Here is a 24,854-nt window from a genome sequence, read left to right as displayed (position 1 = left end):
AAATATCTACTGTTTTCTTACTCAATTTCCCTTTTTATAAGTATATGCGTAAGCAACACCCCTTCAGGGACGGTCCGCCGCTGCGGCCGGGGGTGGTTTATTTTATTCCGACTTCAAAGACTTAACCGGATTCACCAAAGCCGCCTTGATAGCCTGAAAACTGATGGTTAATAAAGCTATCAGTATTAACGCAATGCCGGTAGCCGCAAATACCCACCATTCGATAGAAACCCGATAAGCAAAACCCTGCAACCACTCTGCCATAAAATAATATGCAATCGGAACAGCCACCACAATAGCAACCGCAACCAGTTTCAGAAAGTCTAAAGATAAAAGTGTAGTAATACTTACAACCGAAGCCCCAAGCACTTTGCGGATACCGATTTCTTTGGTGCGTTGCTTAATTGAAAAAGTAGCCAGACCAAACAAGCCTAAACATGAGATAAAGACCGATAAAGCCGCAAAGGTTTTCGTAAGATTACTTATCAGTTCTTCACGCTCATAGAAACGAGCAATATCTTCTTTAAAAAACGAATACTCAAAAACATTATCAGGGTATAGTTTCTCCCATATTCCGGCTATATTCTGAATAGTAGCAGCATTATAGGTTTTCAGCTTAATAGCCGCCTGGCGGTAATGCGCCTGCGACGAGAAAATTATTGTAGGCTCAATACCCGAATAAAGGTCAGTATTATTAAAATCAGCAACTACGCCTACAATGACACCTATTTTGCTGAAATCTCCTACCAAGAGTCGTTTATTAAGAGCTTCTTCAGGCGATTTAAGTCCTAAGTCTTTTACCATTTTTTCGTTAACCAACAGTTCCCTTAAAGTATCAGAAGCTATGGGTTTACGGCCACTTACCAGCTTTATACCATAGGTATCAATGTAGGCAGCATCTGCTGTTTTAGACCTCCCTATAAATTTCTCCCAGTCTCTGTTTTCAAATTTAATACTACCGCCATTACCTGATTGTGAAGTAGGTGCAGTACGGAAAAACGAAACGTTTTCAATATCAGCCTGTTGCAATAGCTGATTCTTGAAAGCATTCATACTATTGCTTTCAGTATTAGGTATATTCACATGAAGAATCAGGTCTTTGTTTAAACCTAAATCCTTGTTTTTGAGATAATCTAATTGTAAAACAACTATTATTGAAACTGCAATAAGAATACAGGCTATGCTGAATTGCGTTACTACAAGGCTTTTTCGGAGAGTAAATTTCCCCGGGACTTCGGCAATGTTTTTTAAAGCTTTTAATGGGTTAAAACTCGCAATTACAGTTGCTGGATAAAACCCTGCAATAAATATAATGGCTATGAGCAAGAGCACAATAAAGCCTACTAATTTCAAATCATTAAAAACATTAACATTTATAGGAGTTTTCAACCATTGACCTAATAACGGGCCAGCAAAAAAAGCTATTTGCACAGCCAAAACTACCGATAAAGTAGCCACAATAGCTGTTTCGCTGATAAATTGCCAGAAGATTTGCCATTTTGAACTTCCCAGCGTTTTTCTTACACCAACTTCTTTGTAACGCTTGAATGAAAGAGCCGTAGACAAATTGATGAAGTTAATGCAAGCTATTACTACCATAAGTACCCCGATGATGAGCAATAGATTTATGGTTGATTTCTTTATCTTGCCTCCGTAATCGATATTGAAATGTATATCTGATAAATCTTGTAGATGGTATCTGAATATTTCACTATCAGCTCCGTGATACCTTTTTGAAAAGGCAGGCATTTGCTTATTGAAGTCGTTTTTCAAGTCTGCCGAGCGTAGCATCACAAATGTTTCTCTACTGGTTTCAATCCATCCCCAATCTTCGTAGCCATAATTAGGCACAAGCGTTTTGATTGTTGGCAGAGAAACAAAAACATCAGTCTTTAAATCTGTGTTATCAGGATAATTGCCCACTATACCCGCAATAACTACTTCTTGTTTATTCTCTAGCTTAATGCTTTTGCCAATAGGGTTTTCGGTACCAAAATACTTTTTTGCATAACGTTCTGTAAGCACCACGTTATTGGGATTATCTAATACTTCGGGTTTGCCAACTTTCCAATCGTAGTCAAAAATCCTGAAATAATCGGCATTCGTAAAAGCTGCCGACTCTTTCTCTAAATATTTATTAACCTTGTTTTTTGCGGCTACGGCAATAGTCAAAGGCCGATGAGCCAGATAAGCGGCATGCTCAACTGCTGAAAACTCTTTTTTTAGGGTATTATGTAGTATGAAGGAGCTTCCTCTTTCATGTTCTATACTGCCATCGCCCAGATGCAAATCAACAACAGCCCGATAAATCCTTTCAGCATTTTTATGATAGGTATCAACGCTCAAATGGTATTTTACCAACTGAAACACAATTATTCCGCCTGCCATACCCAAAGCAAGGCCGAAGATATTCAGAAAAGTAAAAAGCTTATTTCTGCTTAATACCCGCAATGTAAATTTGAGTTTCATAGTTTATGGGCAGAGGGGCAAGGGCAAAGGGCATGGGTGGTTTTTGTTCCCTATGCCCTCTGCCCCACGCCCTCTGCTATTCTGTTTTTAATGATTTTACCGGATTCACCAAAGCGGCTCTGATAGCTTGATAACTTACTGTTAACAAAGCCACAAAAACAGCTACAAGCCCAGTTATAACAAATACCCACCATTCGATAGTAACCTGATAGGCAAAGTCTTTTAGCCATTGGTTCATAAAATAATAGGCAATCGGGCTGGCAACAAGCACGGCGATGATAATCAATTTCAGGAAGTCTTTTGATAGCAAAGTAGTAATACCTGCCACTGAAGCTCCCAAAACCTTGCGAATACCAATCTCTTTGGTACGTTGCTCAGCTGTGTAAGCAGCTAAACCAAATAAACCCAAGCAGGCTATCAGAATAGCTAAACCCGAAAACAATAGTACAACGTTAGCGGTTTGATTTTCGGCTCTATAAAGTGTATTCAAGAACTGGTCAAGGAACAGGTATTCGAAAGCCGAAGAAGGAATGCTCTTTTTAAAGGCAGCTTCCAATTGTTTCATTGTCTGTTCCAAATCGCTGGTATTTACTTTCACCAATAAATAAGGCCTACCTTCTGTAGGGCTATTATGAAAAGCATAGGCACCTATGGGCTGATGAAAGGATTCATAATGAAAGTCTTTTACCACACCAACAATTTCAGATTTCTGATTCCAGAATAAATCGGGAGCTATTTTCCCGACGGCCTCTTGTGGATTTTTATAACCCAATAGCTTAGTAGTTGTTTCATTGACTACTATCTGCACGGTAGTGTCTTTTTCGGCTTTTATCAATGGTAAAGTTTTACCTGCCACAAATTTCAGGTCTAATACTTTTGCAAAGTCTCCACTTACACGATTGGTACGAACAAAAAACGACTCTTTCGGATTGTTAGGTTTAGACATTGAGCGGCCACTTCCGCCAACACCCGGATAGGCCTGTGCACGCACAGTTTCTATAACCGAACTTAGACCCTTGTAATTATTTATAAGCCCATCAATTTGCTCTTTGCTTTCTGCGCCTGCTGTCATTACGGCTACAACTTGCTCAGGGCTATAGCCTAGTTTTTTATTCTGAATAAACCTTAATTGCTGAAAGAATATAAAAGTGCAGATAATAAGAATAATCGATGCTGAAAACTGCACAACCACTAAAGACTGACGGAAAAACCCCGCACCTGTTTTTTTATTGATAGAGGTCTGTAGTAGATTTTTTGGTGCAAAAGAAGAAAGATAAAACGCCGGATATGAACCCGAAACAAATGTTACAATCGCAAAAATAAGTAATAAGCCAATGCTTACTTCGGGTGTAAAAACATCTTTTATCAATAAGTTTTTATCGGCTATTTGGTTAAAAAATGGCAGGGCTAATATTAAAAATACTAGGCCCAATGCCAATGCCAATACAATAGTAAGAGCGGTTTCGGTATAAAAGCGACCAATTAACTGCCAATTAGTAGCACCAATGGTTTTGTTGATGCCAACTTCTTTGAAACGCTTCTGAGAGCGAGCCGTTGCCAGATTCATATAATTGATACAGGCAATCACTAATACCACTACTGCAAGAATCAATAATATTTTTACCTGCTTGGCATCGCCGATGCGTGTGATATTGGCATAAACAATATCGCCCGAACCTAAATGCACGTCAGTAAGTGGTTGTAACCATAGCGAAAACCAGCGGTCTTCTTTATTCGGAAGATTTTTCTCTAGAATAGCCGCCATTTGTTTTTCAACCTTTTGCTGATTGGCATTTGGAGTCAACCAAAGATAGGTTTCAAAACTCGAATTACTCCATACCAGGTTTTTAGAAGCCCACTCTAAAGTGTTGAATGAACCCATTAAATCGGCATCTAATGAGAAATTATGTGGTAAGTCTTCATAAACACCCGTTACTTCTAAGGTTTGTTTGCTACCTACTTTCAACACTTTACCTATCGGATTATTGTTGCCGAAATATCTTTGGGCTGCTGATTGGCTCAGCACCACTTTATTAGGGTCTTTCAGGGCTACTTGTGGATTTCCTTGTACAAGTTTTATGTCAAAAATCTCAAAAATAGTACCATCTACCCAATAGAGTTTTTTCTCTGCAAACTTCCGCTCACCTGAGTTTACAAAGGCCGTTTGCCCAAAATCATTGAGTAAAATGCGGGTTTGTTGTTTTACTTCCGCAATCTCATTTTTCATGCTTGGCCCTACTACATTAGGTGCATTGGCCCATTTCTGACTTTTACCATCGAAAGTAGCCGTTACCCCAACACGATAAATATCTTTAACTTTTGAATGATATTTATCAAACGAAAGTTCGTCTTTCACATAAAGCATCAACAATAGCGACACCGTTAACCCCAAGGCCAAGCCTAAAAGATTAAGAGCTGTAAAGAGTTTGCTTTTCAATAAGCTTCTCCAAGCGATTTTTAAATAGTTTTTTATCATAACCCCTAGCCCCTAAAGGGGGACTTTTTTAAAAATTAGACAATACTTTTACTAACCCCATTAGCCAATGCTTGTCTAATTAACACAAGCTGGCGTAAGCAACACCCCTTTAGGGACGGTCCACCGCTGCGGCTGGGGGCGTCTTTACTCCGACTTCAAACTCTTTACCGGATTTACCAAAGCAGCTGAAATAGCCTGATAACTTACAGTTAACACTGCTATCAAAACAGCTATGAGCCCGGCCACAGGGAAAATCCACCATTGAATATTGATGCGGTAAGCAAAATCGGCCAACCAGCTACTCATGGCATACCATGCAATAGGCGAGGCAATAACAATAGATATAAGCACCAGTTTGATAAAGTCTTTTGAGAGTAAAGTTGTAATGCTAGATACCGATGCCCCTAACACTTTACGAACACCAATTTCTTTGCGGCGTTGCTCTGCCATAAAGGCTGCTAATGCAAATAAGCCAAGGCATGAAATAAAGATAGAAATACCTGCAAACAACATAAACAGAGAACGTTGTTTTTGCTCGGCCTCATACTGTTTATTAAAACGCTCATCTAAAAACTGATAGCTGAATGGCGTATTTGGCATATAGGTTTTCCATGTTTTTTCAACGCTTGCTATGCTATTCTGAAAGTTTCCGGCAGAGATGCTTATTGAAAGCCAGTTGCGCCAGCCATTGTTAATAAGCATCACCATCGGTACTATTTTCTGGTGTAACGACTCAAAATGGAAATCTTTTACTACACCTATTACTTTCCCTTTATTACCTCCGTATTCAAATAGTTCGTCAATAGCATCAGCATTATTTTTCCAGCCGATTGATCTCACAGCGGCTTCGTTCAAGATATAAGCCGTTGAGTCGTCAGACTTGAAAGCTCTTGAAAAATCTCTACCCGCAACCAGAGGTATTTCGTATGTTGATAAGAAATCATGGTCAACTGATAATGCTTTTATTTCTGTGCTGGTAGGCGCTATTGAATCGCCCTTAGCTACTTTTGCACCTTGTGAGTCAAGCAAACGTCCTGTTGGTGTTCTTGACGAATGGGTTACATTTTTTACACCTGCCTGGCGTTTCAGTTCCTGTTTAAAACTCTCAAAGTCAACTGAATTATCATTACCAGACCGCATCACAATCACTTGGTCTTTTTTGTAGCCCGCGTTCTGATTCATCATAAAACTTAATTGCTGGTAAATAACCCCTGTACTGATAATAAGTATACAGGCAATTGAAAACTGCATAACTACTAATACCTGACGTAAACGTCCGTTTTTCATGGCATTTTTGATTTTTCCTTTCAAAACCTCAACAGGCTGAAAAGCTGTGAGGAAAAATGCAGGATAACTTCCAGCCAATACTCCCGTAAAGAAAATAATACCTAAAATAAGCAGAATAAAACCCCCATCGAACAAGCCGGAGAAGGTTAATGCCTTATTAGCAAAATCATTAAGCACCGGAATGAGCAATACTGTAGCAACAAGCGCAATGATTAATGAGAGAATAGTCAATAAAAGCGATTCGCTCAAAAACTGCCCGATAAGCTGTGAGCGTACAGCCCCCACTACTTTACGAAGCCCTACTTCTTTTGCTCTACCTGCCGACCTAGCCGTTGCCAGGTTCATGTAGTTAATACAAGCAATCAAAAGAATAAAAAAGGCTATTGCCGAAAAAGTATATACGTATTTAATATCACCATTTGCTTCATGTTCCGAATCCAGATGCGAATGTAAGTGAATATCTGTTAGTCTCTGAAATACTAAATCAGAATACTGAGAACCTTTTCTACCTTCATAAACAGGTAAATTTTTATCAAGAAATGGTTTGATTCTACTTTCTAGCCTCGCTATATCATAACCTTTTGGCATCAAGAAATAAGTAGCAAAATTGTTTCCGCCCCAATCTTGTTTCATATTTTCTTTGCCATAAATACGATCATCGTTCAATGTACTCATTGACATCAGGGCATCGGCATGGAAATGTGATTGCGAGGGTAATGGCTCATAAACACCCGATACAGTGAAATCATACTTGTTATCTAACCTTAGTAGTTTACCAATTGGGTCTTGCGTACCAAAATACTTCTCTGCTGTTGTCTTTGAAATAGCAATCGTAAAAGGATTTACCAAAACTTTATCAGCATTACCCGAAAGCATTTTGATAGAAAACACCTTTAATAGATTTGCCTCGGCAAAATACATTTTTGACTCCTGATATTTCTTTTCCAGATTCTCAGGTCGATTCATCACTGCATTGGCACCAAAAAGGCGAGTAATTTGCTCTGCTTCCGAAAAATCATTTTCGAAATACTGCATAAAAGCAGGCGCTACGTGCCCCAGATGCAAACTTACCGTACCATCGTTCGATTTGAATACACGGGTAACGCGATAAGTACGATCGGCGTTTTCATTGAATCGGTCGTAACTCAATTCATCTTTTACATACAGTGCAATTAACAAAAAACAGGTTAGCCCGATAGACAAGCCTGCAATGTTAATAAAAGTGAAACCTTTGTGTTTGGTAAGGTTTCTAAAAGCGATTTTTAAGTAATTGCGTATCATAATTTTGTTTATGGTTAAAGGAGAAAGAAACAAGGAGAAAGTAGTTTAATAAAATGTTATTCCATTCTACTTGCTACTTTTTCCTTTCTCCAATTTACTCTATTTTCAAACTCTTAACCGGATTCATCCTTGCTGCTTTCAGGGTCTGAAAACCTACAAGTAATGCAACCATCAGCACAAAAACAAGGCCGACCGAAGCAAAGGTTATCCAGCTTAATTCAATGCGGTAAGCATAATTTTGTAGCCAGTTATTCATACTCATAATAGCTAGCGGAAATGCAATGAGAATGGCTATTGCCAGCACAATCAGGAATTCTCTTAAGAACAGAAAAACAATACTTATACCCGATGCCCCTAAAACTTTACGAATACCTACCTCTTTGGTTCTTCTGGTAATATTCAACGACACCATGCCCAGAATACCCAATAAGACAATAATAATAGCTAGTATTGTAGCCACCTTAGCGGCCTGCTGCAATTGCACTTCTGACTGATATAGTTTCTGAACCGTTTCGTCCATGAAAGTATATTCAAAAGGTGCATCAGGTAGCAAGGTTCTCCACTTGGCTTCAATGCTTCTCATGGCTTCTGCCAGATTTGACGGATTGAGCCTGAATGATAGGTAACGGTAATAATTATTGTCTTTTACCTGCATAAAAGCCGTTGGTTTAATAGCTGCATGCATAGACTCAAAATGAAAATCTTTAATTACGCCAACAACTGTAAAAGGCTTTGGATAATAATGTAACCTTACCTGCTGCCCAATAGCATCTTGTGGAGTTTTATAGCCTAGCGTCTTAATAGCGGCTTCGTTCAAAACCACTCTTTCAGGTTGATAAGTACCTTGTGCTGCATGGAAATATTGCCCTGCTGCCATTGGTATTCCGTAGGTTTGGGCAAATCTTTCGTCGGTTACTAAAGTTGGTGCATAAAAGGCTTTGGTTGAATCTTGCCCAGGTTTGTAAATAGCACTATTGAAGCCTGCATTGCCATCGGGTATCTCCCACGATAAACTACCTTGTCTAACGTCCTTCAATTGCGCTATCTCGTTTCTGGTAGTCTCCATTTTTTCGACGCCCTTGGCTGACCAGTCCCGAGGCACTCTGATTGAAAAAACGGCTTCTTTGTTATAGCCTAAATCTTTATTAAAAAAGTAGTTTACCTGTTGTGAAATAACCGCTGCACCTCCAAAAACAAACAAGGCGACAGTAAACTGAGACGCCAGTAATAAGCGTCTGAAAAAGATATTTTCTTTTACCGATTTCAACTTGCCTTTCATTGAGTCGACCGATGGCAAATTAGCCAGCACTAATGAAGGATAAAGTCCACTCAGCAAACCAATAAACAGGCTTAATGCAACAGCAACTACATAGAAATAAGGTGATGCGCTGAATAATGAAATAATATCCTTTTGGAGTATTTCAGAGAAATAAGGTCTGAAAAGTTGATACAATAACAAAGAAACTACCAGGCTAAATAAGCTGATAAGAACCGATTCGGTTAAAAACTGGCGTAAAATCTGGCCTTTCATGCTTCCTAGTACTTTTCTTACGCCTATTTCTTTTAGACGAGCAGAAGAATTGCCAACAGATATATTCACAAAATTCACAACCGCCATCAGCAAAATAAACAAAGCGATTATACTCAATGTGAGAGTAGTCTTTTTTACGAGACCATCGTTGCCATCAGCATATACTTCTTTTAATGGTTTCAGATAAGCGTGTAGATGCTCACTGATTGCTTTTGGTGTATTTGCCTTAATCAATTGCGCTAATGGCTTTGTTAAATCTTCTTTTTTAACGCCTTTCTTTAGTTCGATGTAATTAACAATATATGCGTTGCTCCAGGAATCATATTGATTGCGGCCTAAGAACTCGGCATTGCTAAATGAGATTAAAATCGGAAGTTTGTTAAGCATAGTTACAAGATTCGTAACCGAGTTAAGCGGAACATTGCCTAAAACTCCGGTAATCATAAAATCTCGCTTTTCACCTAAAAAAGACTCTATTCTCAGGCTCTCCCCTACTACGTCGGTTCTACCGAAATACTTGACAGCTTGGTCTGTCGAAATCACCATTGTATTAGGCTCATTCAAGGCTGTTTTAGGATTACCTTGTAGAAGCGGGAAGCCATACATATTTAGTATGGTAGAATCGGCTAGTTGTATATCTTCTCTGAAAACCTTATCACCTTTTGAAATAATGGTAGTTACCGCATCAAAACGATAATAATTTTCTACCAGACTCGGGTAATTTTCTTTCAATACTTTTGCTAATGGCCCTAAGGACGTAAACTCAACACCCATGTTTTCCTTGTCCCATTTGCTCTGAATCATGTATTGGTTATCAAGGTTTCTCAGCTCACTATTTACACTCATTTCGCCCCATACATAGCTACCAATAAGCAAAGCAAAGGTGATTCCGACCGATAAGCCGAAAATCGTAACCGAAGTATAAAACTTACGTTTCATGAGGTTACGCCAAGAGATTTTCAGATAGTTTTTTAACATAATTTTGAAATTTTGAAGATTAGAATTTGAAGATACACCCTCATCTAATCACTCTCATTTCATTTAAGTTATTTTAACACTCTATTACTCCGTTTTCAAAGTTTTTACAGGATTCATTAAGGAAGCCTGATAGGTTTTGAAACCTATGGTAAATAAGGCAATCAGAAATATGGTACCGAAACTCGCCAAAAGTAAAACCACGTTTAGCCCCGGATTAAAAGCAAAGAAATTAAGCACAAACCAACTGCCACCATAAGCTAGTGGAAAAGCTATTAATGCTGAAATGAATAATAACTTTAGGAAACTCCATGACAATAAGCGCACTACTTCTGTAGCCGATGCACCTAATACTTTACGAATACCAATCTCCTTTGTTCTTTTTTCGGTGCTATAAGTAACCATGCCCAACAAGCCCATAATGGCTATTATAAAACCGACGACTGTAGTTAAACCAGCAAAATGCATATCTTCTCCCGGAAAATAGCGTTCGTAAAGTTCTTGTTGATACCACGAATACACTATGGCATCGTAAGGATGGTAACGTTTCCAGATTTTGTCAATAGCTGCCACAAGCGATGCCTCGTTAACAGAAGCATTTGTTTTGATTGTTAAGATATTGAAATGCTCCGGATTATACTGAAGCACAAGCGGCTTCACTTTAAACTGGTAATTATCAAAGCAAAAATCTTTTACTACACCACTTACCAATGCTTGGGTTACGTTATTCAGAAAGACCATTTTACCAATTGCTTCCTGTGGACTACCTAAATGAAGTAGAGTAACAGCTTTTTCGTTGAGCAAAACAAAATTACCAGAAGAGTCTACGGTAGCATCAGGCAGGTTTTTACCTGCTACAAAGCTGAGTTGCATATTATCAACAAAGCGATTATCTACCGAAAAATAATTCGTCGCCAGGTTTTCGTCAGTACGTTTTGCTTTAATGGCATATTGGCTGGCCCCATTACCGAAAACATTTGAAGTAACACCAATGCTTTCAACACCTGATAAGCGGGAGATTTCGTTTCTTAATAATTTATAGTCGCTATCGGCAAGCGTAATGTTGAGTATATTTTTACGGTTGAAGTTCTGGTTTTCGGTGGCCATGTATTCAAACTGGCTATACATACTTACATTGAGCGCCATATACACAAGCGTAACCACAAACTGAATTACTATCAGGCTTTTGCGTAGACTGATTTTGCCGAATGAGCTTGGTCCTAGTTCTCCTTTTAAAACTTGCGCAGGCTGAAAACCAGATAAGATACGTGCCGGAAATACCCCTGCTATAATACCTGTTATTAAGGCAAAGCCTGCAAAAATTGCCCACATCAGCATTTTATTTTCTACCTCCCACACCATCCACGAAACATGCACATATTGCTTGATTAAAGTAAAACTTGTGTAGGCTATTAACAAGGCAAAAAAGGCTAATACAACAGCCTCAATTAAAAACTGCCCAACTAATTGTTTACGCACAGCACCCGACACTTTTCTTACACCCACTTCTTTGCCACGACTTAATGAACGAGCTAGTGTAAGATTAGTATAATTAAAGCCTGCAAGCACTATAATAACCAATGCCATAATAAAATTGACCGACAAATCGGCAACGCTTTCTACATAGGCATTTTTCTCTAAGTGCTCAAAAGCAGGCGAAATGTCTTTTAGCGCCTGTCGGCGATACTCATGGCTTGTTTTGCCAAAACCTGTGTCTTTTTTGTTTTGAGTAGCAATTGTTGCCAGTGCCCTGTCGAGTGTAGCAGGCTCAGTATTTTTATTGAGCAATACAAAGGTATAAGTATCGTATTTTGTCCAGTTTTTAAGGTCTTGCTTGTCTTTATTAAGGTTCGTAAAAGTAGCCATCGAAACCATCAGGTCGCTTCTGAAATGCGTACCTCGGTACTTATAAGGCTTTAGTACACCTGTAATCGTAAAAACGCCGTAATCGTTGTGTGTAATGGTTTTGCCAACGGGGTCGGTAGTACCAAAAAACTTTTCGGCAGTTTCATGATTCAATACAACAGTGTTAGGCGCAACAGGATAAGTGCCTTTTTCGAGAGGGAAAGCGAAAATATCAAAGAATGTAGGGTCAACGTAAATACCGTTCATTCGGATTGTCTTCATTCGGTTGTTCATTTCACCCGAAAAAAAACGAATTACCCGAGCTGATTTTTCTACAAACCCATAATCGTCTTTGAGTTTATCGGCCAGTAAAAACGGTGACGAAGCATAAGCAGTTTCTCTGCCATTTTCATCTTTAAAATCTGTCAGAATCCGATAAGTTCTTTCAGGATAAGGGTGAAAATTATCATACTCAAAAACATTTTGTACCTGTAGGAGCGCTATCAAACCGAAGGTCATAGCCAGCCCCAGACCAACAATGTTGATAAACGAGAAAAGCTTGTTTTTCCACAAACCTCTTAGCGCTATTTTGAAATAGTTTTGTAGCATACCCCTAGCCCCTAAAGGGGGACTTTTTTAAAGATTATATATTTTGTTCCCTCAACTCCTCTTTAGGGACGGTCCGCCGCTGCGGTCGGGCGTGTTATTCACTTTTCAATGACTTCACCGGATTCATCAATGCTGCTTTTACAGCCTGATAGCTCACTGTTATTAATGCTAATGTGATTACTGCCAAGCCACCGGCTGCGAATATCCACCATGATACTTCTATGCGGTAAGCGAAATCCTGCAGCCATTTATCCATAGCATAGTAAGCAATAGGCGTAGCTATCACGATGGCTATTAATACCAGTTTCAAAAAACCTTTCGACAGCAGCGAAGCGATGTTTATAACTGATGCGCCAAGCACTTTTCTGATACCAATTTCTTTCGTTTTTTGCTCGGCCATAAACGTTATCAACCCAAACAGCCCCAGGCATGCAATAAAGATTGCGATTCCGGTAAATGCCCCGAATATACTTGCTATGCGCTCTTCGGCCTTGAATAGTCTATCGAATGATTCATCGGCGAAATAATACGTAAAGGCATCTTCTACTTTATAGCGGTTATAAGCTTTTTCTATTTGTGCTACTGTAGCCACCACATCGGCGGTTTTGCTTATTTTAATGTTCAGAAAATCCATTTCTCGTGTATCAGTAATGAATTTGAACATCAGCGGTCTTACTTCATTTTTTACATTGAAATAGTTAAAATCCTTTACAACTCCTACCACTTCAATCATATCGTTATTGCCCATATCCAGATTTTTGATAGTGGCTACATTCTCACCAAGCGCTTTAACAGCCGCCTCATTGAGCACCACTTTCTTTTTTAAATCACTCGGCAATCTATTAGGTTTAACCTTCCACTGAATATCAAATAAATTAACATAAGCTGAATCTACCTCAAAAACGATAGTCCCCACCATTGACCCCATATTGTTGTCTTTAGTACCTGTTTTCTTCAAGCCAGTCATGTTGTAGCCTTCAAAGAAAATTCTGTGTTTAGAGCCCGATATATTCTCTACGCCATCAACCTGCCTGATGTCGTTCAACAATGCCTGATTTTTGGAGCGAGCCTGTGCATCAAGGTTAATGGTTATTATCTCATCTTTATTCAAGCCCAGATTTTTATTCCGCATTTTTTTGACTTGCCCGAAAATGATAATCGAGCAGAAGATTAATACAGAAGAAACCACCAACTGGAAAACAGTTAATGATTGGCGAATACTTGTGTTTCCTTTCCCCTGAAACTTACCTTTTAATACTTCAATAGGATTGAATCTTGATAACACAAAAGCCGGATAACTACCTGCCAATAATATGCTTACCAGAAGAACCGAGCCCAGAGAAAGTAAAAAATACGGGCTGGCCAAGAAAACTGTGTCGATTTTTAGCTCGAGCATTGCATATAAAACCGGACGAAGTATCTGGAATAAAATTATAGCCACTACGGCAGCTATAAAGATGGTGAGCGTAGACTCTACATAAAACTGTGTAGTCAGACTCAATCTATTGGCTCCAATAGATTTTCTGACACCTACCTCTTTGGCACGAGTAGTGGCTCTTGCCGTAGTAAGGTTCATGAAGTTAACCAAAGCCAGAAGCAATATTAAAAATGCTACCACTGCCGAAATATAAACATACATAGCCCGGCTGCCTACTTCCACATTGCCTGTTCCTAAATGGTCGGCAAAATAAGCAAGCGAAAACGTAACATCTTTGTTATAGGCTTCTTGTGAGCTTATTTTCTGTAGTATGTTTGTTGCATTTTTCTGGTTCTCAGCGTTATCGAGCAACACAAAAGTTTCGTAGTCTCCTGTCGAGATTCTATTCAGTTTTTCATCGGTGTAATGCTCAGGATAATTCTTTTTATTTTCAGCCAGATGCGTAGCAAGCGAGACCAAGAAATTGTATTCAATACTTGAATTTGAAGGATTCTTCTCTACAATTCCGGCAACTTCTAAATCTGCTGTTTTATTAAATTTCAGCGTTTTACCAATAGGGTTTTCCTTACCGAAATACTTGATTGCCATTTCGGGTGTCAGAAAAACAGTATAAGGTTTTGAAATAGCTGACACATTTCCTTCTAAGACCTTGAAATCAAACACCTGAAAGAAGCCTGCGTCAACAAATAATACTCCATCTTCATTAAAACGGTGTTTTGGGGCTGTCTCAAATGTTGCTTTCCATTCAGCCGCTTTGCGGCCAATGGCTTTCACAAAAGCTGCATTTTCTTTAAGAGCATCGCCTAACCTTGCCGACATATTCATAAACATAAACTCTTGCTCCCCCATTTTCACCGAACCTCTTACCTTAAAAATACGCTGGTAATTTGCATGAAACTTATCATAGCTCATTTCGTGTGAAACAAACAACAAAATAAGTGTCGACACGGCAAGCCCAAGGGCTAAACCCGTAATATTGATAAAGCTGAAAACCTTATTACGAAAAAGGTTTCGGATGGCAATTTTGAGATAGTTTCGAATCATAATATACCCCTAGCCCCTAAAGGGGGACTTTTAAAAAGTTTAACAATATTTTCCCTCAACTCCCCTTTAGGGACGGTTCGCCGCTGCGGTCGGGGGCGCTTTATTCTGACTTCAAAGACTTAACCGGATTCATCAATGCTGCTTTGATAGCCTGAAAACTTACTGTTAATAAAGTTATGGCCAAAGCACCTGCTGCTGATACTGCAAATATCCACCACGAAATACCAGTGCGATACTCATACTTCTGCAACCAGTCGTTTAAGAAATAGTAGGCAAGAGGTATAGCAATCAGACAGGAAATAATTACGAGCACTACAAAATCTCTTGATAGCAATGTCCATAAGTTAGTCACCGAAGCACCCAGTACTTTGCGGATACCAATTTCTTTGGTGCGTTGTTCGGCTACGAAAGACGCCAGACCAAATAAACCCAGACAAGAAATGAAAATAGCTAATACTGCAAAGAATGAAGCTAATTTGCCGATGCGTTCTTCGGCCGCAAACTTTTGCCCGAACTCGTGGTCTACAAATTTATAATTGAATGGGCTACCCGGATTGTGTTTCTTAAATACAGTTTCTACTTTACTTAGTGCTTCACTTGCACTCACCGATGGCTTAAGTTTTACCGAAATAACGTTGGCCCAGTTATAGTCCATTAAAAAGACGGTAGGCATCATAGGCTCATAAGGAGACTGCATCACCATATCTTTTATAATGCCAACAACCTGAAATTTACGATCTCCCCATTTGATATATTTACCAACAACGCCCTTAGAAGCCACCATCTTAGCGGCCGATTCATTCAGAATCATAGCGGCGGTATCGGTCTTGAATTCTTTTGAGAAATCACGGCCTTCTTTAAACTGAAAACCCACTGTTTTGCCGAAATCGGGCGTACAAGCAATGGTTCCAAAAAGTGGTTGTGCACTTGGGTCCATGCCTTCCCACGAAAAGCCCACATTGCTCGACCAAATACCAGTAGTAGGGCTCGACGACTCAGCCATGTTTTCTACTGCTCCGGTATTTAATAAATCGTTACGCAAAACATCATATTTTCCATATAAGTCAGGGGTTGTCATGTCTATATAAATTAGCCCGCTGCGGTCGTAGCCAATTGGTCTGTCTTTGGCATACTGTATCTGGCGATACACGATTATAGTGCCTATAATAAGCGTTATAGAAACCGTAAATTGCACTACTACCAACATCTTGCGAGGCAGAGAAGCAAAACGCCCTACCCTAAAAGTACCCTTTAATACCCTGACAGGTTCGAACGAAGAAAGGTAAAGCGCAGGATAACTGCCTGACAACAAACCAGTGATAAACACAAATACCAAGCTGACAAGCCAGAATACAGGGCTTGTCCAGAGCATAGTCATTTTTTTGCTAGCCAGGTCGTTAAACCAAGGTAAAGATATGCCAACTAATGCAATTGCCACTAGAAAAGCCACAAATACCACCAACATCGACTCACTCAGAAATTGGTTTACCAATTGCGCACGAACAGAGCCTATGGCTTTGCGCACGCCAACTTCTTTGGCACGTTTTTCGGAACGGGCGGTGCTCAGGTTCATGAAATTGATACAAGCCAATAGCAACACAAAAATACCTATAACGCCAAATAGCCATACAAACTGAATACGGCCACCAACATTTACTCCTTCTTTAAACTCAGAGTAAAGATGCCATTTGCTCATTGGGTGTATAAATAATTCAGGTTTAGGCCTTCTCCCTTCCTTATCGCTTTTATTCAAAACAAGGTTTTTAATTTTTGCCGAAACCGACTCAAACTCTGCTTTATCATTTAATTGAGTAAAACATTGAAAAGAGTTATTGCCCCACTCGTCGGCAGCTCTTTTTACCCATGCTTCATCGGCTAGATAATATGCCCACGGTGTAAGCAAATGTACTTCAGCCATTTCGGTATTATTCGGAAAATCCTGAAATACACCTGTTACCTTCATGTTAGCTTTCGCATCATACTTTATTATTTTACCAATTGGGTCTTCGTTGCCAAAAAGTATTTTTGCCAGCGATTCGTTGAGCATAATAGAGTTTACTTCCTGTAAACCGTCTTGGCTGCCTTTCAGCATTTTCAGCGAAAACATGCTGGTAAACGCCGGCTCAACGTGCATACCGCTTTTTGTAAATTTTACATCTTTATAAGCCAGAATATGCTCGTAGTTCCACGAGCTCATCACTACATCTTTAAAATCAGGATACTTCTCACGCAGTTCTTTTGCTAAAGGATGCGGCATTGCTGTTTGCGAGCCTATATGACCATTAAAAGTCTGATTCATGTAAGCCTGCCCCAACTTATTATAGTTATCGAACGACTTATTGAAGCTCAATTCATCATTAATCCAGAGCCCAATTAGCATGGCAACACCCATGCCTATGGCAAGCCCCATAATATTGATAAAAGAGTAAACCTTGTTTTTGACAAGATTTCTAAATGCGATTTTTAAATAGTTACGTATCATAATACACCCCTAGCCCCTAAAGGGGGATTTTTAGTTTCTAAATATTTGTAGTTTGTCTCCTCAACTCCCTATTAAGTATTGCTAAACTCATGCGTAAGCAACACCCCTTCAGGGGCTGGGGGCGTCTTTAGTCTGATTTCAAAGATTTTACCGGATTCATTAATGCGGCTCTAATAGATTGATAACTGACTGTCAGCAAAGCAATAATAACCAGAAGTACACCTGCCAACGCAAAAATCCACCATTGTAAATCGGTGCGATAGGCAAAATCCTGTATCCATTTGTGCATTACATAGTAGGCTATTGGCGTGGCTATTACAAAGGCTACGGCCACCATTTTCAGAAAATCGATTGAAATAAGGTTTACAATACTTGTAATGCTGGCACCCAATACTTTGCGTACGCCTATCTCTTTGGTACGTTGTTCTATTATCATTAAGGCTACTGCAAATAAGCCCATACATGAGAGCATAATGGCAATACTTGCTGCAAGGCTAAAGATTTGTGAAAGACGCTCTTCTCTATTATACCAACGATCAACGTTTTCGTTGATAAACGAGCCCTTAAACTCATCGTTAGGTACGAGTTTTTTCCAGGTAGTTTTCACTAAATCCATTGCTTCGGCCAGATTCTGGCTTTGTGTTCTTATTAACACATAATTAACTCGGCCTTGAGGTGCCATTTCAAGGGTTATCGAGCGGCTTTCTCTGCGTAAAGAATAAAGATAAAAATCAGGTATAACGCCAATAATTTTTTGCTTACCCACTGCCGAATCCGGCATTAAAAACTTATCTACAGCATGTTTTTCTCCCATTTGTTTTACCAGGCTTTCGGTAACTATTAAAGCCGTAGAGTCTGTACCAAATGATGGGCTGAAATCTCGGCCCTCAATGGTTTTAATACCTAGTGTTTTTAAAAAATCATAATCAACACGTACCCAATCGGTCAGAATAGACTTCATGTTTTGGGTATCGCTCTCGTTCGGATAATAATCAAATCCATAAGTGCTTCTTGACGAACTACCATCTAAACCACTACCAAAATTTACACCCGACCCTGTTACAGATGCAATAGTCGGATATTTTGATAACTCATTACGAAACTGCTGTACCGCAGTTTTGCGGTTTAATGTATTACCGACAGGTACGCTTATAATTTGCTCTTTGTCATAACCCATTGGTTTGTTTTTCAGGTACTTTAATTGTTCAAAAATTACCAGCGTACAGCTAATAAGCAAGCAAGAAATAGAGAACTGAACAATGAGCAGAGAATTACGCAATACGCCAGGTTTTTTCTTGGTAAGTTTTCCTTTTAGTACCTGTACGATATTGAAACGAGAAGAAACAAATGCAGGATAACCACCAGCAATGAAGGTAATGATAAGAAAACCTATAATTGCAACTATTAAGTTGGTAGGTACTAAGAAGTTTTGTATAGAAAGATTTGATTCAAACAGGCGATTGAATTGCGGTAAAAAGGCATAAGCCATACCTAAACCTATAATTAATGCTACCAAACAAACCAGAAACGACTCGCCCCAGCCTTGTAAAAACAATTGCCCTTTATTTGCACCCAACGATTTACGCACCCCTACCTCTTTAGCCTGTGTAAAAGATTTAGCAATAGTAAGGTTAATAAAATTGATAGAGGCTATTAACACAATTAATAAGGCGATGGTCAAGAGTGTATAGATATAATTTTTGCTCACGCCACTTCCCCAATTGGTAATGGTGTCAAAATGAACATCTGCAAAAGGCATTAATAATAAACTCACATATTGGCCTCTTGCATTTTTCATACGGCCCGACTTCTTCGCATCTTCCTCCGTAGTCTTCATGTATTTATTTATAAAAGGCTCAAAACGTTTTTCGGCAGTAGCTTGCGAGGTGTTGGCAGCCAGCTTAATATAAACCTCATGGTTTTGGTTTGTCCATGAGCTTTTCAAGGCTTCATAGCTGCTATGGTTTTCGCTGAGCATTAATACATCATACTCAATAGTAGAATTTTTAGGCGCATTGTCCAGAACACCGCCTACAATAAATGGTTCTTTTCTACCTCCTAAATCAATCGATATTTGCTTACCAACTGGGTCTGTTTTGCCAAATATATTCTCTGCCGTAGTTTTGCTTATCACAATACTACTTTTGCCGGCTAAAGCTGTATTGGCATTACCTTTCAACAACGGAAAAGAAAATACTTTTAAGAAACCAGCATCAACTGCCCTGATATTCTTCTCGAATTTTTTCCCTTGGTATTCTATTACTCCACCAAGCCACATAAGACGAGTAGCAGCTTCTACTTCCGGAAACTCAGCTTTTAAAGCTGGCGTGAGCGGATAAGACATTGCGGCGCTATACTCTTGTTTGCCGCTTTTATCAACCGTATTAAAATAAAGACGATACACTCGGTCGGCATCTTTATGAAAGGTGTCGTAAGAAAATTCATAAGATGCCGTGAGGTATAACAATATACTGCTACCAAAAGCTACGGCTAAGCCAATGATATTAATGGCTGTATGCGCTTTGTTTTTTAAAAGTTTACGAAACGCTATTTTTAAATAATTTCTTATCATAATACCCCTAGCCCCTAAAGGGGGACTTTTTAAAAGTTACAATATATCTTATCTCACCTCCCTTATTTAATGCTTATCCATTTGTGCTATCTGGCGTAAGCAACACCCCTTTAGAGACGGTCCGCCGCTGCGGCTGGGGGTGTTATTCGCTTTTTAGTGATTTCACCGGATTCATCAAAGCTGCTCTTATAGACTGATAACTTACTGTAAACAATGCTATCAATAAAGCTGCTACGCCTGCCAGACCAAATACCCACCAGCTTATATCGGTACGGTATGCAAAATCCTGAATCCATTTATCCATCAGGTAATAGGCTAATGGAGAGGCAATCAGAATTGCTATTAAGACTAATACTACAAATTCTCTCGAAAGTAAAGCTACCAGACTAGGCACACTTGCCCCTAATACTTTGCGGATACCAATCTCTTTGGTACGTTGAGCCATCATCATTAGAGCAATGGCAAACAGCCCCATACATGAAAGCATAATGGTAAGCACTGCCGCACTCATCACAATCTGCGACATGCGCTCTTCTTTCTTATATTGATTATTTGTATTTTCATCAAGAAACGAAGGCATAAATTCAGACTTCGGTGCTATTTCTTTATAGGCTTTTTCGATAGTAGCAATAGTTGTCTTAGGCGTTTCGGGAGTAAGTTTTACGAAAATATAGCTGATACCAAATTCGCCTTGCAAAAGAAAAGTCATTGCCTCGATTTTGTTTTTCAAGGATTCGAAATGATAGTCTTTTACTACACCCACAATTGTTTTACCGATGCTATCGCCTAAAGCTATGTTTTTACCGATAGGGTCTTTATAGCCTAGTTGTTTTGCCATTGTTTCGTTAATTACGCAAGCACGGCTTTTATCTGACGGGAACTCACGAGAAAAATCTCTTCCGGCTACCAAAGTAAGACCCAGCGTTTTTACGTAATCATAATCTATGTTCAGGCCATTAGTGCGGTAGGTTTTGCCTTCCATCTCAAAACTGTAAACCGACTTATATCCTGAGCCATCTTTACCTCTGCCAATATTAATATCTGCGCCGGTAATGCTCACAATCTGCGACTCGTTAGCCAGTTTGTTACGCATAAAATCAAGCACCTTGTCCCCTTGTACCTCGTTCCCTACCGGAATACTTAGCACCTGTGTTTGATTAAAACCAAGCGGCTGGTCTCTTAAAAAGTTAATCTGTTTCCAGATAATAAGTGTGCAGCTAATCAATAAAATGGCAATGCTAAATTGTGCAACAATCAGCGTGCTTCTGATACCACCAGACCTTGAGCTTACCTTTACTTTACCTTTCAGTACTTCGATAGTATTGAACTTAGCTACTGCTAAAGCAGGATACCCCCCGGCTATGAGTGTAATCAACAGAAAACTGGTTAATAGCAAAATTCCCACAATAGGATTAAGCAGGTTATCGAAAGTAAGGCTGCTTCTGAACATCGTATTGTATTGTGGCATCAAGGTAATAGCAAGCACACAGCCAATGCCAAACGCTATGATACATATAATGAAAGCCTCGCCCCAAAACTGACCTACAATCTGTGATTTTAGTGCACCTAAAGCTTTTCTCATGCCTACTTCTTTGGCACGTGTCATTGAGCGGGCAATAGATAGATTGATGAAATTAATACAGGCTATCAAGAGTACTAAACAACTAATACCCAATAATATATAAGGATACGAAATATCAATAGAGCGGCCACCGCCTACTTGCTTATTAAAATGCATATCGGGCAAAGGCAAGAGGCGCAGGCTTTTTACTTCGCCTCTTTCGTCAGGTTTTGCACCATCTTTCTTTAGTTGCGCTATGTTGGCTTTATAATATTTTTCGGTAAATGTTTTAAGCTGTTTTTCAAAAGCCAACTGGTCAACTTTGTCAGCCAGTTGTACATAAACATCGTGGTAATCAGAATCCCACCTGTCTTTAGTCTGCTGGTATTCAGGGTTATTCTCAAAACGCATCAACATCTGGTTATCTATTGATGAGTTTTTAGGGGCTTTTTCCATTACTCCTGTTACCACAAAACTTTCAATGCGGCCACCAAAATTCAGGTTAATAGTTTTGCCTAGTGGGTCGGTCTTATCAAATATTTTCTGAGCTACCTCTTCGTTTAGCACCACACTACGCAAATCTTTTAATGCCACGTCAGCGTTTCCTTTCAACATTTTAAAAGAAAACATTTTCAGAAAATCGGCATCTACATAGCGCACATCTTCGTCAATAGTCTTTTCGCCTTGTATAATCTGCACACCACCATTTACAATACGTGTTGCATGTTTAATATCGGTTTTGAAGTCGGCAACCAATGCCGGGGTAAAAGGTGTAGAAAGGTTGGCTTGATAATCGATTTTCTCAGGACGGCTTATCTTGAAATAAGCTCTGTAAATCCGGTCTTTGTTTGCCTGAAAATCGTCGTAAGTAAATTCAAAATAAGCCGTCAGAAACAACAAAATAGCGCACCCGAATGCAACCGAGAGCCCTATGATGTTGATAGAAGTATATGATTTATTCTTCCAGAGATTACGAAGGGCGATTTTGAAATAATTTTTTAACATAGTTTTTTCATAATTAAAATTGACGAAGCAGCAAGACAGTATGCCAATAGCAAACGAAGCTTACTATGATTTACACCATAATAAGCCCATTTTACAGCAATAAACATTAATAACTCATCTTCTCCCCGACAGATAGCCGGGAAATATCTTTCAACTACACGTGGAAGTTCTCTGTTACTACCTTACCATCAAAAAGGTTGATGATTCGGTGTGAGAAACCCGCATCATAAGGTGAGTGGGTAACCATGATAATGGTAGTACCTTCGTTGTTTAGTTCCTGAAGCAATTTCATTACTTCTTCGCCATTGGTTGAGTCTAGGTTACCAGTAGGCTCATCGGCAAGAATCAACTTTGGTTTTGCTACTACCGCACGGGCAATTGCCACACGTTGCTGCTGACCACCTGATAGCTGTTGTGGGAAGTGATTGCGGCGGTGCATGATATTCATACGCTCTAATACTTCTTCTACCTTCTTTTTGCGCTCGGTAGCAGGTGTTTTTAAGTATAAAAGAGGAAGCTCTACGTTTTCAAATACGGTCAATTCGTCAATCAAATTAAAGCTTTGGAAAATGAAACCGATATTACCTTTGCGATGTGCGGCGCGTTCTCTCTCACTTAGTTTGGCTACTTCAACACCGTAGAAATCGTAGCTTCCTTCAGAGGGATTATCTAGCAAGCCCATGATATTGAGCAAGGTTGATTTACCACAACCTGACGGACCCATAATGGCTACAAATTCACCATCTTTGATATTCATATCAATACCATTTAGGGCGGTAGTTTCTACCTCTTCGGTAGTGAACACTTTTTGAAGATTAGATACTTTTATCATAATTTTTGTTTGTAGGTTTGCAAAAACGGAACATATAGAAAGGAGAACCTATTTTATTTATATTTACCTTTCTGGCTCCGTAATCAGGTAATATTTTTAAAATTTTATAACTATACAATGTTTAAAAGCTAATGGAGAAAAGACGCTGTAAAACCTATTCTTTTCTCCATTCCTTCAATTTATTTCAATTGTAATACTTCGTTGTCGCCAAAGTTTTCGTAAGACGAAGTAATCACCTGGTCTCCTACTTCTAAGCCTTCAAGTACCTCAAAGTATTCTGGATTTTTACGACCCAACGTAATTTTGCGTTTCACGGCCTTACCACCATTTTTATCTACCACATACACCCAGTTTCCACCAGTGTCAGAGAAGAAGCCACCTACCGGTAAAAGTACTGCTTTTGTAGCTTTACCTAATTCTAAACGGATAGGTGATGATTGACCTCTTTTGATACCCTCTGGTACGCCTTTGCTAAAAATCATATCAACCTGAAAACGGCCATTACGAACTTCAGGATAAATTTTGGTAATTTCTAGCGGATAATCTTTCCCGTTAAATTCAAACGAACCGCCTAAGCCTGCAAAAATTCTTGAGATATAGTGTTCATCAATATCAACACGCATCTTGAAACCGTTCAGGTCATCAATCTGGCCAATGTTTTGTCCTTGGCTGATATTAGAACCTACCTCTACATCAATTGATGACAACAAACCTGAAACCGGAGCTTTTACAACAAGGTTTTCAAGCGTTTCGCGCCACAATTGTACGTTTTTCTGTGTGCGCTCCAAAGTACCTTCCAGTTGTTTTATCTGCATAGCGGCATTTTCTTCCTGATACTTTTGCGACTCTACGTCAATTTCTTTCTGGCTTACCAGTTTTTCGTAATCACGTTTTGCCTTTAGGTAATCAGCCTCCGGAATCACTTTATCAGTATACAATTTTTTATTACGCTCGTATAAGTCTTTAGCCTGATCTGTCAAAAAGTCAAGGTCAGACATATTCTTGCGAATAGTAAATTTCTCTACTTTCAAGCGTTGGCGTGTGTTTTGTAGGTCGTTTACCAATCGGCTTGCTTCTGTTTCTGACTGTAAGAAATTAAGCTTTAAGTTCTGATTTTCTAATTTTAGTATTACCTCTCCTTGCTTCACCATATTTCCGCCATCTACAACTTTCTCTTTAACGTATCCTCCTACGATGGCATCTAAGCGAATAATTCTTAAAGGTAACACAACTCCTGTAACTACGATAAATTCATCAAAATTGCCATTAGTTACCTGCGAAATAGTCATTTTATCTTTTTCAGCATTCAGCGTTGAGCGTCTGTCTGCAAAAAGCAAGCTGTAAGCCGCAAATGATGCAAATAATACGCCACCGATGGTTAATAAGATTCGCTGTCTACTCCAGAATTTCTTTTTTATCTGCTTGTCCATTGTAATTTTAAATTTCT

At 39.2% G+C, this 24,854-nt stretch carries 11 protein-coding genes; all 11 read right to left on the bottom strand.

The features are described from left to right. Window positions 1-102: 102 nt before the first annotated feature. On the bottom strand, window positions 103-2,469 hold the full coding sequence (locus WAE64_RS15940; protein ID WP_340238155.1) for an FtsX-like permease family protein: 2,367 nt from the start codon (window positions 2,467-2,469) through the stop codon (window positions 103-105). A 76-nt stretch (window positions 2,470-2,545) separates the two neighbouring features. Continuing rightward, window positions 2,546-4,945 carry an ABC transporter permease gene (locus WAE64_RS15935; RefSeq protein WP_340238150.1) on the bottom strand — a complete coding sequence of 800 codons (2,400 nt, stop codon included), beginning with the start codon at window positions 4,943-4,945 and terminating at the stop codon, window positions 2,546-2,548. A 144-nt stretch (window positions 4,946-5,089) separates the two neighbouring features. After that, the gene (locus WAE64_RS15930) at window positions 5,090-7,513 is read right to left on the bottom strand and encodes an ABC transporter permease (RefSeq protein WP_340238146.1); all 2,424 of its coding nucleotides are present in this window, start codon (window positions 7,511-7,513) and stop codon (window positions 5,090-5,092) included. A gap of 94 nt (window positions 7,514-7,607) precedes the next feature. Then, window positions 7,608-10,022 carry an ABC transporter permease gene (locus tag WAE64_RS15925; RefSeq protein WP_340238139.1) on the bottom strand — a complete coding sequence of 805 codons (2,415 nt, stop codon included), beginning with the start codon at window positions 10,020-10,022 and terminating at the stop codon, window positions 7,608-7,610. A gap of 84 nt (window positions 10,023-10,106) precedes the next feature. Next, window positions 10,107-12,473 carry an ABC transporter permease gene (locus WAE64_RS15920; RefSeq protein ID WP_340238135.1) on the bottom strand — a complete coding sequence of 789 codons (2,367 nt, stop codon included), beginning with the start codon at window positions 12,471-12,473 and terminating at the stop codon, window positions 10,107-10,109. 94 nt (window positions 12,474-12,567) lie between these two features. Next, the gene (locus WAE64_RS15915; protein WP_340238130.1) at window positions 12,568-14,955 is read right to left on the bottom strand and encodes an ABC transporter permease; all 2,388 of its coding nucleotides are present in this window, start codon (window positions 14,953-14,955) and stop codon (window positions 12,568-12,570) included. A gap of 100 nt (window positions 14,956-15,055) precedes the next feature. Further along, window positions 15,056-17,437, bottom strand: coding sequence for an ABC transporter permease (locus tag WAE64_RS15910; RefSeq protein ID WP_340238127.1), 2,382 nt, complete (start codon window positions 17,435-17,437; stop codon window positions 15,056-15,058). A gap of 127 nt (window positions 17,438-17,564) precedes the next feature. Further along, entirely contained in the window at window positions 17,565-20,009 is a 2,445-nt protein-coding gene (locus tag WAE64_RS15905; RefSeq protein ID WP_340238122.1) for an ABC transporter permease, read from the bottom strand. Between the two features lie 142 nt (window positions 20,010-20,151). After that, window positions 20,152-22,575, bottom strand: a complete 2,424-nt coding sequence (locus tag WAE64_RS15900) for an ABC transporter permease (RefSeq protein WP_340238118.1) — start codon at window positions 22,573-22,575, stop codon at window positions 20,152-20,154. Window positions 22,576-22,729: 154 nt separating this feature from the next. Then, a complete protein-coding gene (locus WAE64_RS15895) occupies window positions 22,730-23,407 on the bottom strand; it encodes an ABC transporter ATP-binding protein (RefSeq protein WP_130018924.1) in 678 nt (225 codons plus the stop codon). 179 nt (window positions 23,408-23,586) lie between these two features. After that, complete coding sequence (locus tag WAE64_RS15890) at window positions 23,587-24,837, bottom strand: efflux RND transporter periplasmic adaptor subunit (protein WP_340238115.1); 1,251 nt, start codon at window positions 24,835-24,837, stop codon at window positions 23,587-23,589. Between the last annotated feature and the right edge of the window lie 17 nt (window positions 24,838-24,854).

It is taken from the genome of Emticicia soli (genome assembly GCF_037860775.1).
GTDB lineage: Bacteria > Bacteroidota > Bacteroidia > Cytophagales > Spirosomataceae > Emticicia > Emticicia soli.
The sequence above is the reverse complement of the archived record's forward strand: the minus strand, read 5'-3'. Positions and strand labels throughout refer to the sequence as shown.